Raw genomic sequence first — 14,650 nt, 5'->3', positions numbered from 1 at the left:
GGAGAGAACATCATGACTGTACGAGACCTGACGCCCGTCATCCTCAGCGGGGCGCGCACGCCGTTCGCGAAGATCAACGGGGCGCTGGCGGCGCTGACCGCGCCGGAGTTGGGCGCGCACGCGATCAGGGCGGCGCTCGATCGGTCGGGGGTGCCTGCGTCGGCGGTGAACCAGGTGATCATGGGGCAGGTGATTCAGGCCGGCAGCGGGCAGGGGCCGGCGCGGCAGGCGAGCATCGGCGCGGGCATCGGCTGGGATGTGCCAACGGTCACGATCAACAAGCTGTGCCTGTCGGGGCTGACCGCCGTGATCGACGCGGCGCGGCTGGTCAGGGTCGGGGAGGCCGATGTCGTCGTCGCGGGCGGGCAGGAGTCGATGACGAACGCGCCGCACCTGCTGCTGAAGTCGAGGCAGGCGCACCCCTACGGCAACCAGACCCTCGAGGATTCCCTGAACTACGACGGCCTGATCGACCCGTTCGACAAGAAGATCATGGGCCAGGCCACCGACGACGGCAACAGCACCCGCGGCATCCGCCGGGCGGAGCAGGACGCGTTCGCGGCCGCATCGCACGAGCGCGCCGCCGCGGCTCGCACGTCGGGGCTCTTCGACGAGCAGATCGAACCGATCAGCGTTCCGCAGCGCCGCGGTGAGCCGGTGGTGGTGTCGGCCGATGACGGCATCCGGCCCGACACCACCGTGGAGACGCTCGCGAAACTGAAGCCCGCCTTCCGGCCCGAGGGCACGATCACGGCCGGCAGTGCATCGCAGCTCACCGACGGTGCGGCGGCGCTGGTCGTGACCAGCAAGGCGTGGGCGGCCGAGAACGGCTACGAGTGGCTCGCCGAGATCGGTTCGGCCGGGCAGGTCGCCGGGCCCGACGGATCGCTGCACTCGCAACCCTCGAACGCCATCAAGCAGGCCCTGCAGCGCGAAGGCATCGGCGTCGAGGCGCTCGACGTCATCGAGATCAACGAGGCCTTCGCCTCGGTCGTGCTGCAGTCGTCGGCCGACCTCGGCATCGACCCGGGCCTTGCGAACCAGAACGGCGGCGCGATCGCGCTCGGCCACCCCGTCGGCGCGTCAGGCGCCCGCCTCGCCCTGCACCTCGCCTACGCCCTCAAGCATCGCGGCGGCGGCACCGGGGTCGCCGCGCTCTGCGGTGGCGGCGGCCAGGGCGAAGCCCTCATCCTGCGCGTGCCCTAACCCGCAGAGCCCCGGCGTGCGGTGACCGTGGCTGCGAGCGTCTCGACCTCGGCGGCGATCTCGGCGAGGGCGTCGTGCCGCCGCATGGCCGCCGCGATGCGGCGTGCGGCCGCGCGGTACCCCGGTTCGGCGAGCAGGCGGTCGAGGGCGTCGCCGAGCTGCCGGGCATCCGGAGCGCCCGTCTTGAGGTCGATGCCGACCCCGCTGTAGGTGATGCGGGCGCACACCTCGGGCTTGTCTTCGGTGTCGCCCGCGGCGATGAGCGGCACGCCATGGGCGAGCGCCTGCTGCACCCCGCCCTAGCCCCCGTTCGTAATCATGGCGTCGATTCGCGGCAGCAGAAGCTCGTAGGGCAGGTACGACGCCACGAAGACGTTCGGCGGCACTGCGCCGAACGCCTCGATCAGCTCGGCCTCGCCGTCGTCGCGGCCCGTCGAGACGACGAGCTGCACGTCACGGTCACGAGCGGCACGGATGCTCGGGATGATCAGTCGGCCGATCGTGATTGTCCATCGTGCCCTGCGTGACGTGCACGATCGGCCGCGACTCGTCGAGCTGCGACCACCACTCCGGCAGTGGGGAATCACGGTGAGGCGCCGGACGCACCGCCCCGACGAACGCGACCGACGCGGGCAGCGCTTCGCGGGGGCCGCAGTACGCCGAATTGGCTCGGAATGGTCTCGATGAACATGGTCTGAATGTCGTACTGCGCCTGGGCGATGCCGCGGTAACGGTCACGGTCGGGCAAGTACGAGGCCTGATCGCGGTCGTCGAAGTCTGCCGTGCCCTCGAGGGAGACGGCGGCCAGCCCAGCAGCGACGACGCGTGGCTCGAAGCGCGAGCCGGTGAGCACGGTGACGGTGTTGCCGCGGTCGGCGAGCCGGCGGGCGATCTCGACCATCGGCGCCACGTGACCGTGGTTGGGCGTGGCGCATACCAGGATTGTCGACACTGTTTTCCCCTCCGGATATCCGCGCATTCCGGTGCCAGTCTAGGGCTCTGCCGAAGTGTCGAACCACATGCCTCGCGGTGGCCAGTTCGTGAGGGGAGAGTGATGCGCCGGTGCGTAGCGTGGCCTGAGCCACCCGCCGATCTGCCCCACGCATTGGAGTCGCCACGATGACCAGCCCCACGACCGACGCCGGCACGTCTGACGCCGACCTGCCCGTCGCCGACCGCACTGCCGCCGACCTGCCCGACGCCGACCGTACCGACGCCGACCTGCCGATCGTTCCGCACTGGATCGACGGGCGCGAGCACGTCGGGCCCCAGACGGCGACGGCGCCCGTATACGACCCCGCCCTCGGGCAGGTCTCGAAGCGCGTCGCGCTGGCCGGCCCCAGCGAGATCGCGGCCGCGATAGCCTCGGCCAGGGCCGCCTTTCCGGCCTGGCGCGACCTCTCGTTGACCCGGCGCCAGGCGATTCTGTTCACCTTCCGGCACCTGCTCGAGACCCGTAAGGGCGAACTCGCCGAGATCATCACGGCCGAGCACGGCAAGGTGCTCTCTGATGCCCTCGGCGAGATCACGCGCGGGCAGGAGGTCGTCGAATTCGCGACCGGGCTCGCGCACCACCTGAAGGGCGAGTACTCCGAGCAGGTGTCGACCGGCATCGACGTCTACTCGCTGCGCCAGCCCGTCGGCGTGGTCGGTGTCATCTCGCCCTTCAACTTTCCGGCGATGGTGCCGATGTGGTTCTTTCCGATCGCGATCGCGGCCGGCAACACGGTCATTCTGAAGCCCTCGGAGAAAGACCCGAGCGCCGCACTCTGGATCGCCCGGCTCTGGCAGGAGGCCGGCCTGCCCGACGGCGTCTTCACGGTGCTGAACGGCGACAAGGCCGCGGTCGACGGGCTGCTCGAGCATCCTGATGTCGCCGCCGTGTCGTTCGTCGGCTCGACGCCGATCGCCCGCTACGTGTACGAGACCGGCACCGCGAACGGCAAGCGCGTACAGGCTCTGGGCGGCGCGAAGAACCACATGCTCGTGCTGCCCGACGCCGATCTCGACCTCGTGGCCGACAGCGCGATCAACGCCGGATTCGGCTCGGCGGGCGAGCGCTGCATGGCCGTCAGCGTGGTGGTCGCCGTCGAACCGATCGCCGACGAACTCATCGCGAAGGTCACCGAACGCATGGCGCGCCTGAGGGTCGGCGACGGGCGACGGGCCTGCGACATGGGCCCGCTCATCACCGAGGCGCACCGTGACACGGTGGCCTCGTACATCGACATCGCAGCAGCCGACGGAGCGACGGTCGTCGTCGACGGTCGTGGCACGAGCGTCGACGGCGATGCATCGGGCTTCTGGCTCGGCCCGACCCTGCTCGACCGGGTGCCGACGACGTCGAGGGCCTACACGGAGGAGATCTTCGGCCCGGTGCTGTCGATCGTGCGCGTCGACTCGTGCGAGCAGGGCGTCGACCTCATCAACAGCGGCGCGTTCGGCAACGGCACGGCCATCTTCACCAACGACGGGGGTGCCGCGCGGCGGTTCCAGAACGAGGTGCAGGTCGGCATGATCGGAATCAACGTTCCCATTCCGGTGCCCGCCGCCACGTTCTCGTTCGGTGGCTGGAAAGACTCGCTGTTCGGCGACACGAAGGCGCACGGCGCCGAGGGCGTGCGGTTCTACACCCGCCAGAAGGCGGTCACATCGCGCTGGCTCGACCCGAGCCACGGCGGGGTCGACCTGGGTTTTCCGCAGAACTGAGGTGGCGCGGCCGGGCTCGGCGGCGGCCCGCGCACTGCTCGGCAGACGCCAGACCCCGGCCGGTCATCCGATCGCCTCGCGGCGCAGCTGCAACGCATTGAACAGCTCGGAGCGCGCGGCGAAGTCGTCGAGGTCGAGCCCGAGCAGCTCGGCCGCGGCGTCGACCCGGCTGCGCAGTGTGTGGCGGTGCACGCCGAGTTCGCGCGCGGCCGACTCCCACACGCAGTTGTGGCGGTACCAGGCGTGGAGCGACGCCTCGAAGCGGGTCGACTCGGCCGGCGGCAACCCGTCGAGCGGCTTCAGCAGCCGTTCCGCGATCGCGCGGCCCCCCGAGGCGGCGAGCAACCCGTGCAGGCCGTGCTGGGCGAGGTCGTCGAAGTCGACCACCGATGCCGTGGCCGTGGCGCTGTCGAGAGCGCGGCGGGCCTCACGCAGCGCACGTTCGAGCTCGCGCCAGCCCGCCGGCGTCGACACCCCTGCGCGTAACCCCCACCTCGCCAGCACCGGATGCACGATCGTGCCTTGGTCGGCCGCGGTCACCATCACCACCGACCGCCCCCGTTCGGCGAAGAACACCGAGCCGGCCTCTGCCGTGCTGAGCAGTTCGAGCTCGTCGAGCAGGGCCTGCCCGTCGGCGTCGACGAGCGTGACCCGCACCGGCTCGTCGGGCAGCCGCCCCCAGAGCGGCTGAGCGGTGCGGTCGGCCACTTCGACCACCCCCGCCACCAGCAGCTCGAGCACCCCGCTGCGCAGGTGCCGCCGCGCCAGGTCGAGCGTGCGCTGCTGTTCGAGCGCGATGCTGGCGAGGGCGATGACGCTCGACACGAGGTCGTTCTCGGCCGGGTCGAGCGGCAGGGCCGTGCCCACCGCCAGCACGCCGCGCAGGCTGCCGGTGTGGCCGAGCGTCTGCATCGTCGCACCCCCGCTCACCTCGACGAGCCGCAGGCCGGCGCGCGAACCGCGGGCGAGCAGCCGGGTGGCGTTGGCCGCGAGCTCGGGCAGAGCATCGGCGGGAGCGCTGTCGAGCTGCGGCACGGTGACCACCTCGCCCACCGAGTCGAAGAGCACCACCCACGTGTCGAGCCGGTGCGACAGCTCGGCCAGAATCGCACCGAGTCCGTCGGTGCGCAGCGCGGCTCGGGCGACGGCGCGCTGGGCGTCGAGGGTCCACTGCAGGCGCGCCTGGCGTTCGTCGGCGATCACGTCGGCCACCCGGCGGATGATGCCGATGAACGGCGTCTTCGCCCCCACCTCGAACAGCGGCAGCCCCTGCCTGTCGCAGGCCTGAAGGAGGGCGCTCGGGATGCCCGCGTGCACGATCTCGGTCGCGAACCCGAGGGCGAGCACTCCCCTGGCCCGCAGCCGCGCGACGTAGGCGTCGGCGAACCCGGCTTCTGCAGCGGCGCTGAACTGCACGCCGTCGGTCAGCAGCACCTGGCCGGCTTCGAGCCAGGGCGTCGGATCGGCCAGGTCTGAGCTGTGCACCCACGCCACCGGCCGCTCGAGCACGGCATCGTCTGCGGCCGCGCCGGCGATCATGGTCAGCTGCAGGGCAGAGTCGTCGAGCAGCATTCTCAGCGTCGTGGGCATGGGTACATTCTCGTTCCGCTCTGGCGGTTCGGCGCAATCTGCTGGACATATCGGCACCGCCCGCCGCCCGCAGCCCATCCCCAGTGCGGGCGGCGAGGCGCTACGGCGCCTACTCGCTCTCGTAGACGCTTGCACCGTCGATCCACGTGCTCAGCACGCTGGTGTCGCCGATCGACTCGGGGCCGGTGACGAACGGATTCTGCGACAGAACCGCCAGGTCGGCTGAGTAACCGACCCGCAGACGGCCGCTGTACGCGCCGCGCCCGTTGATGGTCGCCGATCCGGCGGTGTAGGCCGACAGTGCGGTAGGCAGGTCGAGTGCCTGTTCGGGAAACCCGAGGGGTGCGGTGGGTTCGTGCGCGTCGACGCGGTTCACCCCGACGTGGATGGCCGCCAGCGGGTCGGCCGTCGAGACCGGCCAATCGCTGCCGGCGGCCAGCGCCGTGCCGGCCCGAACCAGGTCGCCGAACGGGTAGTGCCGCTCGACCAGGGCCGGTTCGAGGTGCGGAAAGGTCAGGTCGGCGAGCTGGCTGTCGACGGTGGCCCAGAGCATCTGCAGGTTCGCTGTGGCGCCGAGTTCGGCGAAGCGCACCACGTCACGCTCGCCGACGACCTGCAGGTGGGCGAGGTGGTGCCGGCCGGCGCTGACGCCGTTCGCACGCCGCGCCGCCTCGAGCGCGTCGAGCGAGATGGTGACGGCGCGGTCGCCGAGGGCGTGGAAGTGCACGCTGAACCCCACCGCGTCGAGCGCCGTCACATACTCGGCGAGCTGTTCGGCTGCCACAAACGTGAGCCCGCTGTTGCCTGTCGGGTGCCCGCACGCATCGAGGTAGGGCGACGACATCGCGGCGGTGAAGTTCTCGGCCACCCCGTCGACCATGATCTTCACCGTGTCGGCGTCGAGCACGTCGGCCCGTCGCCTGCCCCGCACCAGCTCACGCCGCTCGACGAGTGAGTCGAGCTGGGCGAGGCCGCCCGCGCGTTCCCACCACAGGGCGGCGGTGATACGGGCGGTGAGTGTGCCGCGGTCGAGCGCCGTCAGATAGACGTCGAGAAGGTCGTCGAGGCCGAAAGTCGCGCCGACGTAGGCGTCTTGCCAGCCGACGATGCCCTGCCGAAAGTACTCGTGCTGGGCGCGCAGAAAGCCGCTGTAGGCGAACTCCTGGTCGATCACGGGGCGCACCGCATCGACGAGGGCCATGGCGCCCTCGTGCAGCGTTCCGGACGGGGCGCCGCCCGCGTCACGCTCGATGCGGCCGTCGGCGGGGTCGGGGGTCGACTGGTCGATGCCGGCTCGCCGTAGCGCTTCGGAGTTCACCCAGGCGCCGTGGTGGTCGCGGTTCAGCAGCACCACGGGCCGATCGGCGACCACGGTGTCGAGCGCGGCGCTGGTCGGCGTGCCGCCCTCGAAGTGGGTCATGGCCCAGCCCCCGCCGACGATCCATGGCTCGGCCGGATGCTCGCGCGCATACCCTGCGACGAGGTCGAGGCACTCGGCGGCACTCCGCGCCGGGCTCAGGTCGCACTGCAGCAGCTCCACCCCGCCGCTGACGGGATGCGCGTGGGCGTCGTGGAAGCCCGGAACGAGCATCCGTCCACCGAGGTCGACCACCCGGGTCGATGGGCCGGCGAGCGCGCGCACATCGTCGTCGGAGCCGATTGCGGCCACCGCGCCGTCACGAACGGCGAGCGCTGCCCGCCGCGACGACGACCAGCCGGCCGAGTAGAGGTCGCCGCCGATGAAGACGGTCTGCGGGTAGTGCATCGAGTCTCTCTCCATCATGGGCCGAACCGGCAGTGCTGCGCGGGGCGTCACCGCAGCACGAAGATTCGAATGCAGATCTGGCCGTCTTCGTCGCGGGCCAGCCCGATGAACTGGTTCTCGGCGAGCCAGCGGTGGGCAGGGGCATCCGTCTGGAAGACCGGCGCGGTTCTGAAGTAGTACTCGGTCTCATCGACGTTCTCACCCGACTCGACCCGGCGCGTGACGTCGTCGGATGCCCGGTAGTAACCCCGGTTCAGAATGTCGATCACGGTGCCGTCTGCCGCCTCGAGCAGGTAGCGCGCCTCGAGCTCAGTCGTGCCCGAACGCTCGACCGACCAGTCGCCGCCCCCGGCGAGCACGCGCCCCTGCAGCAGGGGACCGTCGACCGTTCCGCCGGTGATCGGGGTGAAGTGGAGCTTCTCATCGGGCCCGCGGCCGACGTGGTGACCCTCGCCCACGTCGACGCGGATCTCGAAGGCGAACTCGAGGGTGGGGTTCATCATGAGAGGTCTCCGTGCAGAACAGACAGGGTGAGCGAGAAGCCGTCAGGCCCGCCGATGGTGAGCGACTGGGTGTTGGGCGTCGTGTCGACAGCCGACCAGGGATCGGCCCCGGTGCCCGGCTGGGGCAGGAACTCAGGCGAGTCGCTGCTCGACAGGTGTACGCGCAGCCGGTGCCCGGCGTCGAGCCGGTACCCGAGCTGCGTGAGATCTATGGTGACAGAGGTGGGCGTCGTCGCGTGCACCAGATGAACCTGGCCCCGGGCGATGCGCAGGGCACCCCCCTGCTCGTCGACGTCGAGAAGCCGCACGAAGAGGTCCATCGAGGGCCCGGTCGACGAAATCATCGCAGTGGCATGCGCCGGGCCGACGAGTTCGACGTGCGTCGCCAGAGGCGCGGACTCGTAGACGATCACGTCGGCGCGCCGACCCAGGGCGGCCTCATCGGGCTTGTCGAGCAGAAAAGCGAAGGAATTCTCGACACTCGACGGAACGGGGTCGGCCGCGTCGTGCAGCCAGGCGACGACCGTCGCCGGTTCGGCGAGGGCGCCCGGCGCCGCCGGCGTCACCGGCGCCGTGCCTTCTGCCGCCGACTCTGCCGGTGCCGCCGAGACGGCGAGAGTGCCACCGGCCTCGGCCCGCAGCGTCACCGGCCGCACGCCGGTCGGCGGCCACGACGGGCTGGTTCGCATGCCCTCCTCGCCTGCGAGGTTCCACGCCACCCGCGGCACACGGCCGGCGTCGCCGTTGTCACGCACGAACACCTCGAAGAAGTCGAGCGCGGGGTCGAGCATGCCGGGCAGCAGCGCCTCGATCTGCTGCGGGCTGCGCTCGGACACCCTGCTCTCGGGGCGGTCGAGCAGGCCGTAGCTCTCATGGTCGATCGACTCGATGCGCAGGTAGTGGTTCGATGCCCAGGCCGGTCGTCTCTCGATTTCGGCCACGTCTGCCCACGATAGGGGCGCGCAGTTGTCCCACCAGCCGATGGTCTGCAGCACCGGTATCGCGCGGGCTTCGAACGGGCTGCCGAACGGAAAGCGGCGCAGGTGCACGGGGTGCGGGTACCACTGGTCATAGGAGATCGACCGCTGGCCGACCTGTGCCAGAAACGCCTCGATCTGATCGGTGAACGGGCGCTTCGACCAGTCGAGATCCCAGTGGTAGGTGGGGTTGGAGTGAAAGAAAGTCAGCGGGTACATCAGCGTCACGGCCCAGTCGACGCGGCGCGTCACGTCACCCGGATGCGCGACCACGGGCTCGCCGAGCTGAGTGCCCGTGACGCGGGGCGAGATCGCCCGCAGCGCGGGGTGCTGGCTCGACACGGCCGCCCACTGGGTGAACCCGTAGTAACTGTCGCCCCACATGGCGACGCGGCCGTTCGACCACTCCTGCTGGGTGATCCACTCGATGGTGTCGTAGCCGTCGGCGGCCTCGTTCACCATGAGCAGCGTCTCGCCTTCAGAGCGGAACTTGCCCCGAACATCCTGCGCCACCACCCGGTAGCCGCGCCCCATCATGTACGCGGCGATCGGCGGGATGAACGTGTACTCGCCGTTCTTGTCATAGGGCAGGCGAATCAGAATCGTCTCGCCGGGCGTGACGTCGCCGCCCGGCAGGTACACATCCGTGGCCAGGCGCACACCGTCGCGCATGCGCACGAACTTCTGCGTCGCGAGCTCGCTGAGGGGCCCCGGCTCGATGCGGAGGGGTGAGAACACTGCTTTTCCTTTCAGGCGGCCCGGCGGCGCGGCTTCCAGCCACGCCGGGGAACAGAGTCGATGAGGCGCCGGGTGTAGTCGTTCTGCGGATCGTCGAGCACCGCCTGCACACGGCCCGCCTCGACGACAGTGCCGTTGCGCAGAACGACCACGTCGTCACAGAGCGAGCGCACCACCGGCAGGTCGTGCGAGATGAACAGGAACGAGACGCCGGTGTCGGCGCGGATCCCACTCAGCACCGCGAGCACGTCGCGCTGGATCGACACGTCGAGCGCCGACACGGCTTCGTCGAGTATCAGGATGCGCGGCTCGGCCGCGAGCGCACGGGCGATGGCGACGCGCTGGCGCTGCCCGCCCGAGAGGGTCTTCGGATACGCCTGCCCGATGCCCGGGTCGAGCCGCACCTGGCCGAAAAGCTCGGCGACCCGAGCCCGCCGGGCCACCGGCGAGAGGGCCGTGTGCAGGCGCAGTGCCTCGTCGATGCAGTCGCCCGCGCGCTGGCGTGGATCGAGCGACTGGTACGGGTCTTGGAAGACCATCTGAACTACGCCGCCGCGCCGTCGACGCTCGGCCGTCGAGAGGCGCCTGGTCATGTTCCAGTCGCGGCCTTCTACCACAAGTGTGCCGGCGGTGGCCCGCTCGAGCCCCACGATCATGCGGGCGCATGTCGACTTGCCCGAGCCGCTCTCGCCGACGATCGCCAGGGCTCCACCGCGGTGCAGCGTGAACCCGACAGTGTCGACAGCCAGGAACGACTCTCGCCCGCCGGCGCCGAGCCGCTTCACACTGAACGCCTTCACCAGGCCCTCGGCGCTCAGAATCACGTCGCTCATCGAACGCCCTCCCTGTTCGTGTCCGGCAGGTCGAAGCCGGCCCGCGCCTCGACGAGCGACCGGGTATACGCATCGCGCGCCGCGGTATAGATCTCGGCAGCGCCAAGCGTCTCGACCACCCGGCCGGCCTGCATGACGACGAGCCTGTCGCAGACGGCGGTGGCGAGATCGAGGTCGTGCGTGATGAACACCATCGCGAGGCCGCGCTCGGTGCGCAGGTCGTCGAGAATCGCCATCACCTCCTCCTGCGTGGTCACGTCGAGGGCGGTGGTCGGCTCGTCGGCCAGCAGCAGCGTCGGCTCGGCCATCAGGGCGGCCGCGATCATCACCCGCTGCAGCAATCCGCCCGACAGCTCGTGCGGCAGCTGCTGCAGGCGGCGATCGGCGTCGCGAATGCCGACGTCGTGCAGCCGGTCGACGGCGAGCCGCCGGGCATCCGACCTCGACACGCCGCGGGTGCGCACGAGCCCCTCGCAGAGAAAGTCGGCGACGGTGTGGATCGGGTTGATGTAGGCCCGCGGGTCTTGAAAGATCATGGCGATACGGCTCGCCCGAATCGCCCGCAGCTGCGCGGGCGGCACCGACAGCATCGAGACGCCGTCGAAGACCACGTCGCCGCCGAGCCGGGCGGTTGGCGGCAGCAACCGGATGACCGACCGTGCCGAGAGCGACTTGCCCGAGCCCGACTCCCCCACCAGCGCCAGCGCCTCGCCGCGGTCGACCCACCACGAGGTGCCGAGGATGATCGGCTTGTAGTCCCTGCCGACCTTCAGGTCGAGCGTGAGTCCGCTCACATCGAGCAGGTGTTCGCTCATCGTTGCTCCACATCGAAGTGCTCGCCCAGGCGGTCGCCAATCAGGTTCAGGGCCACGACGGTGATGACGATGACGACCGCCGCGCTGATCGACTGCCCAGGATGCCCAGCGATCACCGCGGGCTGGCCCGAGGCCACCATCAGGCCCCAGTCGGTGGCCGGGGGCTGCAGGCCGAGGCCGAGGTACGAGATGGCCGAGATGTCGAGAATCGCGTAGCTGAAGCTCACAACGAGCTGCACCGTGATGATCGGCAGCAGGTTGGGAAGCAGGTGGGTGAGCCACATGCGCGCAGGCGACGCACCCTGCACGGTGAGTGCCGCGATGTAGGGCAGGTTGCGCTGGCGGATGGCCGAGGTGCGCAGGATTCGCGCGATGATCGGGATATAGGCGATCGACAGCGCGATCACCGGTGCGATGAAGCCGGCACCGAAGATCGACACCGCGACGATGGCCACGATGATGCCCGGAAACGCGAACATGATGTCGAGCACACGCGACAGGAAGGCGTCGAACCGGCCGCCGAGCCACGCCATCGAGAGGGCGAGCAGCACACCGACCGCCCCCGCGATCAACACCACGAGCGCGGGCCCCGCCAGCGTCGGCGCAGTGCCGACGAGCAGGCGCGACAGAATATCCCGGCCAGTTTCGTCGGTGCCGAGCAGATGGGCAGAGGATGGGCCCGCGTACACGTTCATCAGGTCGAGGGCGGTGGGGTCGTACGGGGCCACGAGCGGCCCGATGACGGCCACGATGACCAGCACGAGCATCCACACCGTGCTCGCCACCGTGAGCCAGCCGACAGAGGATGCCCGGCGCAGCACACTCGGCGTGCTGCGCCCGGCCGCGAGTTGTGCGACGCTCATGCCGTTCTTCCTCTCGTGGCGGTGCGTGGATCGATGGCGGCGTTCACGATGTCGACGACCGTGTTGACGACGACGAAGGCGAACACCATGGCCAGCGAGATGATCTGCACCGTCGGCAGGTCTTGCCGGGCCGCGCTCTGCACCAACAGCGACCCGATGCCGTTGATGCCGAAGGCCTGCTCGGCCACGACGGTCGCCGCGAACAGGGAGGCGATGGTGAGGCCGGCCACCGAGAAGATCTGCGCCGACGCGTTTCGCAGCACATGATGCGGAATGTACTGGCGAGGAGCAAGCCCCCTGCTCCTCGCCGTCTCGACGTGCTCGGAGAACATCTCGCCCCGCACCGATGATCGGGTGATGCGGGCGACGAACGCGAAGTACGCGAAGCTCATCGCGATCGCCGGCAACGTCAGGTGATACAGCTGGTCGCCGAAGTCGTCGCCGGCACCGAACACCGGAAACCAGCCCAGGCCGAGCGCGAACACGCTGATCAAGAAGATCGCGACCACGAAGGTCGGTGCGCCCATCGCGATGGCCGTGAGAACAGACAGCCCGCGATCTACGACACGGTTGCCGAGGGCCCCGGCGACGCCGACGCCGACACCGACGACCAGGATGATCAGCGCCGAGTAGGCGACCAGCAGCAGGCTGGTGCCGATTCTCGGGCCGATGATGTCGGTGACGTTCGCCCGGTAGACGAACGAGGTGCCGAGGTTACCGGTGAACAGATCGCCGATCCAGCCGAGGTATCGCTGCCAGATCGGGTCGTCGAGCCTGAACTGGCGGCGAATCGCTGCCAGCGTCTCGGGGTTCGGCCTCGTTCCGCCCGCGAGCGCAGCGGCCGGATCGCCGGGCACGAGTGCCACGAGCGAGAAGATGAGCACGCTGGCGACGAACAGCGTCACCACCAGCTCGCCGACCTTGCGCATCGCGAGCGAAACGAGTGGGTAGTGCATCGTGCTACTTGCCGCCGAGCTTGAGCGCCCACGGTGACACGATGTAGCTGAAGCTCGTCGTGACACCCGTGAGCTTCGAGCTCAGGAAGACGCGGGTGTACTGGTTGGCCAGGGTCACCTGCAGCTGGGCGGGAGCGTAGATCGCCTGCGCGGCGACGAAGTCCTGGGCCGCCTTCGTCTGGTCCTGCGTCGTGCGGCCGTCTTGCAGCAGCGCGGTCACCTGGTCGTCGGAGTAGTTGGTCCAGTTGAACAGGCCGCCGGGCAGGGCGAACAGCGAGGCGTAGGCGTAGGCACCGGGGGTGTCGAGGTAGCCGGTGGTGGCCACGAAGTCGATGCCCTCGCGCGCCGAAGGGTCGTAGAACAGGTTGCCGAAGTCGGTGGCCTGCAGCTGCTTGATCGTGATGTTCAGGCCGAGCTGTTTGGCCGCCGCCTGCACGATCGTCGCCGACTGCAGAATCTGCTGGGCGCCCGCCGGAATGGCCATGGTGAGGTCGGTGGTGCTCAGGTGGGCGTCGGCGACCAGCTGCTTCGCCTTGGCGAGGTCGTAACCATCGGTCGGAAGGGCGTCATAGCCCGCTTTGTACACACCGGCGTCGGCAAGACCCTCCCACATGAACGGAGTCGTGAAGGTCTTGGCAACGGTGCCGTAGCCACCCAGAACGGTCGAGACGTACGAGTTCTTGTCGATGGCCAGGTTGAGGGCCTCGCGCACATTCGGGTCGGCGCCGGGGCCGGTGGCGCTGGCCGGGCCGAAGCTCGAGGTCGCGTTGCTCGGGCCGACATAGACACTGCCGGTCGAGCTCGACCTGAGCTGGCTCATCGCGGCGACCGGCACATCGAACGCTCCGTCGATCTCGCCGCTGACGAGGGCATTGGTGAGAGTGGCGTCGCTGTCGGTGAAGACGAAGTCGAGCTGCTTCACCAGGGGCGCACCGCCCCAGTAATCGGGGTTGGCGGTGAGCAGAATGTCTTTACCCGACGTCCAGCTGGTGAACGAGAAAGGGCCGGTGCACATGACGCCACCCGTCGGGGTGCCGAGGCCGGCACCGGCTGCGGTGGAGAACGCCTTCTCGAAGACGAAGCCCGCGGGGCCAGCGATCGCGTTCAAGAACTGCGAGTCGGGGGTCGTGAACGACACCGTGACCTGAAGCGGGCCGGTCGCGGCGATGTTCGCCACCCGCTCGAAGGCAGCGACGGTGATCGAGCCGGACGTGGGATCGGCTGAACGCTGCAGGCTGTAGGCCACGTCATCTGCGGTCATCGGGGTGCCGTCCCAGAAGGTCACGCCCGGGCGGAGGTTGATGACCACGTTGCCCGAGGTGTCGTACGAGGCGTCGGTCGCGAGACCCGGCGCGGTGGAGAAGTCGGGCTGCACCTGCAACAGGGCCTCGCACATGTTGCCGATGATCTGGTACTGCGAGTCAGAACCGATGCGAACCGGGTCGAGCGAGCTGGGCTCACCGGCCTGGATGCCCCAGGTGACCTTGTCGACCGGGTTGGTTCCGGCGGGAGTGGTCGAGACGAGCGTCGAGGGGTCGAACGGTGCCGTCGTGTTCGACCCTCCGTTCGAGCCGGCAGTACAGCCGGCCAGCAGGAGCACGGCGATGCCCGCCGCGGCTACGCGGAATGTCTTCATGTCTGTTGCCTCCACAACGAATGATCAGCTGGATCCACACGACGTCGTGCGCCGCTGTG

Annotated in this window: 14 protein-coding genes; 2 read left to right on the top strand and 12 right to left on the bottom strand. The window is 69.6% G+C overall.

Features of this window, described 5'->3' with window-relative positions:
• The first annotated feature begins 12 nt into the window (after positions 1 to 12).
• Positions 13 to 1,206, top strand: a complete 1,194-nt coding sequence (locus V3W46_RS14280; protein ID WP_331783797.1) for an acetyl-CoA C-acetyltransferase — start codon at positions 13 to 15, stop codon at positions 1,204 to 1,206.
• Here V3W46_RS14280 and V3W46_RS14275 read toward each other — a convergent pair.
• From V3W46_RS14275 to V3W46_RS14265, 3 genes are all read right to left on the bottom strand, one after another.
• A complete protein-coding gene (locus tag V3W46_RS14275) occupies positions 1,203 to 1,499 on the bottom strand; it encodes a glycosyltransferase (protein WP_331783796.1) in 297 nt (98 codons plus the stop codon). The genes V3W46_RS14280 and V3W46_RS14275 overlap by 4 nt on opposite strands.
• Positions 1,500 to 1,505: 6 nt before the next feature.
• Positions 1,506 to 1,658, bottom strand: a complete 153-nt coding sequence (locus V3W46_RS14270; protein ID WP_331783795.1) for a hypothetical protein — start codon at positions 1,656 to 1,658, stop codon at positions 1,506 to 1,508.
• A gap of 131 nt (positions 1,659 to 1,789) precedes the next feature.
• On the bottom strand, positions 1,790 to 2,158 hold the full coding sequence (locus V3W46_RS14265) for a hypothetical protein (RefSeq protein ID WP_331783794.1): 369 nt from the start codon (positions 2,156 to 2,158) through the stop codon (positions 1,790 to 1,792).
• Between the two features lie 167 nt (positions 2,159 to 2,325).
• Between V3W46_RS14265 and V3W46_RS14260 the strand changes: the two genes are divergently transcribed.
• Positions 2,326 to 3,915, top strand: coding sequence for a CoA-acylating methylmalonate-semialdehyde dehydrogenase (locus V3W46_RS14260; protein ID WP_331783793.1), 1,590 nt, complete (start codon positions 2,326 to 2,328; stop codon positions 3,913 to 3,915).
• Positions 3,916 to 3,978: 63 nt separating this feature from the next.
• On the opposite strand, the gene V3W46_RS14255 is transcribed toward V3W46_RS14260, so the two are convergent.
• The 9 genes from V3W46_RS14255 to V3W46_RS14215 all read right to left on the bottom strand — a co-directional run bounded on the left by V3W46_RS14255 (position 3,979) and on the right by V3W46_RS14215 (position 14,591).
• Positions 3,979 to 5,505, bottom strand: coding sequence for a PucR family transcriptional regulator (locus tag V3W46_RS14255; RefSeq protein WP_331783792.1), 1,527 nt, complete (start codon positions 5,503 to 5,505; stop codon positions 3,979 to 3,981).
• Between the two features lie 109 nt (positions 5,506 to 5,614).
• Positions 5,615 to 7,270 (bottom strand): amidohydrolase, encoded by a 1,656-nt coding sequence (locus V3W46_RS14250; RefSeq protein WP_331783791.1) that lies wholly within the window; start codon positions 7,268 to 7,270, stop codon positions 5,615 to 5,617.
• A 47-nt stretch (positions 7,271 to 7,317) separates the two neighbouring features.
• The gene (locus V3W46_RS14245) at positions 7,318 to 7,773 is read right to left on the bottom strand and encodes a DUF3237 domain-containing protein (RefSeq protein WP_331783790.1); all 456 of its coding nucleotides are present in this window, start codon (positions 7,771 to 7,773) and stop codon (positions 7,318 to 7,320) included.
• Entirely contained in the window at positions 7,770 to 9,488 is a 1,719-nt protein-coding gene (locus V3W46_RS14240; protein ID WP_331783789.1) for a CocE/NonD family hydrolase, read from the bottom strand. The genes V3W46_RS14245 and V3W46_RS14240 overlap by 4 nt, the downstream gene beginning before the upstream one ends.
• A gap of 11 nt (positions 9,489 to 9,499) precedes the next feature.
• On the bottom strand, positions 9,500 to 10,321 hold the full coding sequence (locus V3W46_RS14235; RefSeq protein ID WP_331783788.1) for an ABC transporter ATP-binding protein: 822 nt from the start codon (positions 10,319 to 10,321) through the stop codon (positions 9,500 to 9,502).
• Entirely contained in the window at positions 10,318 to 11,136 is an 819-nt protein-coding gene (locus tag V3W46_RS14230; protein ID WP_331783787.1) for an ABC transporter ATP-binding protein, read from the bottom strand. The genes V3W46_RS14235 and V3W46_RS14230 overlap by 4 nt, the downstream gene beginning before the upstream one ends.
• Positions 11,133 to 11,999, bottom strand: a complete 867-nt coding sequence (locus tag V3W46_RS14225; RefSeq protein WP_331783786.1) for an ABC transporter permease — start codon at positions 11,997 to 11,999, stop codon at positions 11,133 to 11,135. The genes V3W46_RS14230 and V3W46_RS14225 overlap by 4 nt, the downstream gene beginning before the upstream one ends.
• Positions 11,996 to 12,955 carry an ABC transporter permease gene (locus tag V3W46_RS14220; protein WP_331783785.1) on the bottom strand — a complete coding sequence of 320 codons (960 nt, stop codon included), beginning with the start codon at positions 12,953 to 12,955 and terminating at the stop codon, positions 11,996 to 11,998. The genes V3W46_RS14225 and V3W46_RS14220 overlap by 4 nt, the downstream gene beginning before the upstream one ends.
• Before the next feature lie 4 nt (positions 12,956 to 12,959).
• On the bottom strand, positions 12,960 to 14,591 hold the full coding sequence (locus V3W46_RS14215; protein ID WP_331783784.1) for an ABC transporter substrate-binding protein: 1,632 nt from the start codon (positions 14,589 to 14,591) through the stop codon (positions 12,960 to 12,962).
• Between the last annotated feature and the right edge of the window lie 59 nt (positions 14,592 to 14,650).

The sequence above is a fragment of the Subtercola sp. YIM 133946 genome (assembly GCF_036553535.1).
Classification (GTDB): domain Bacteria; phylum Actinomycetota; class Actinomycetes; order Actinomycetales; family Microbacteriaceae; genus Subtercola.
The sequence above is the reverse complement of the archived record's forward strand: the minus strand, read 5'-3'. Positions and strand labels throughout refer to the sequence as shown.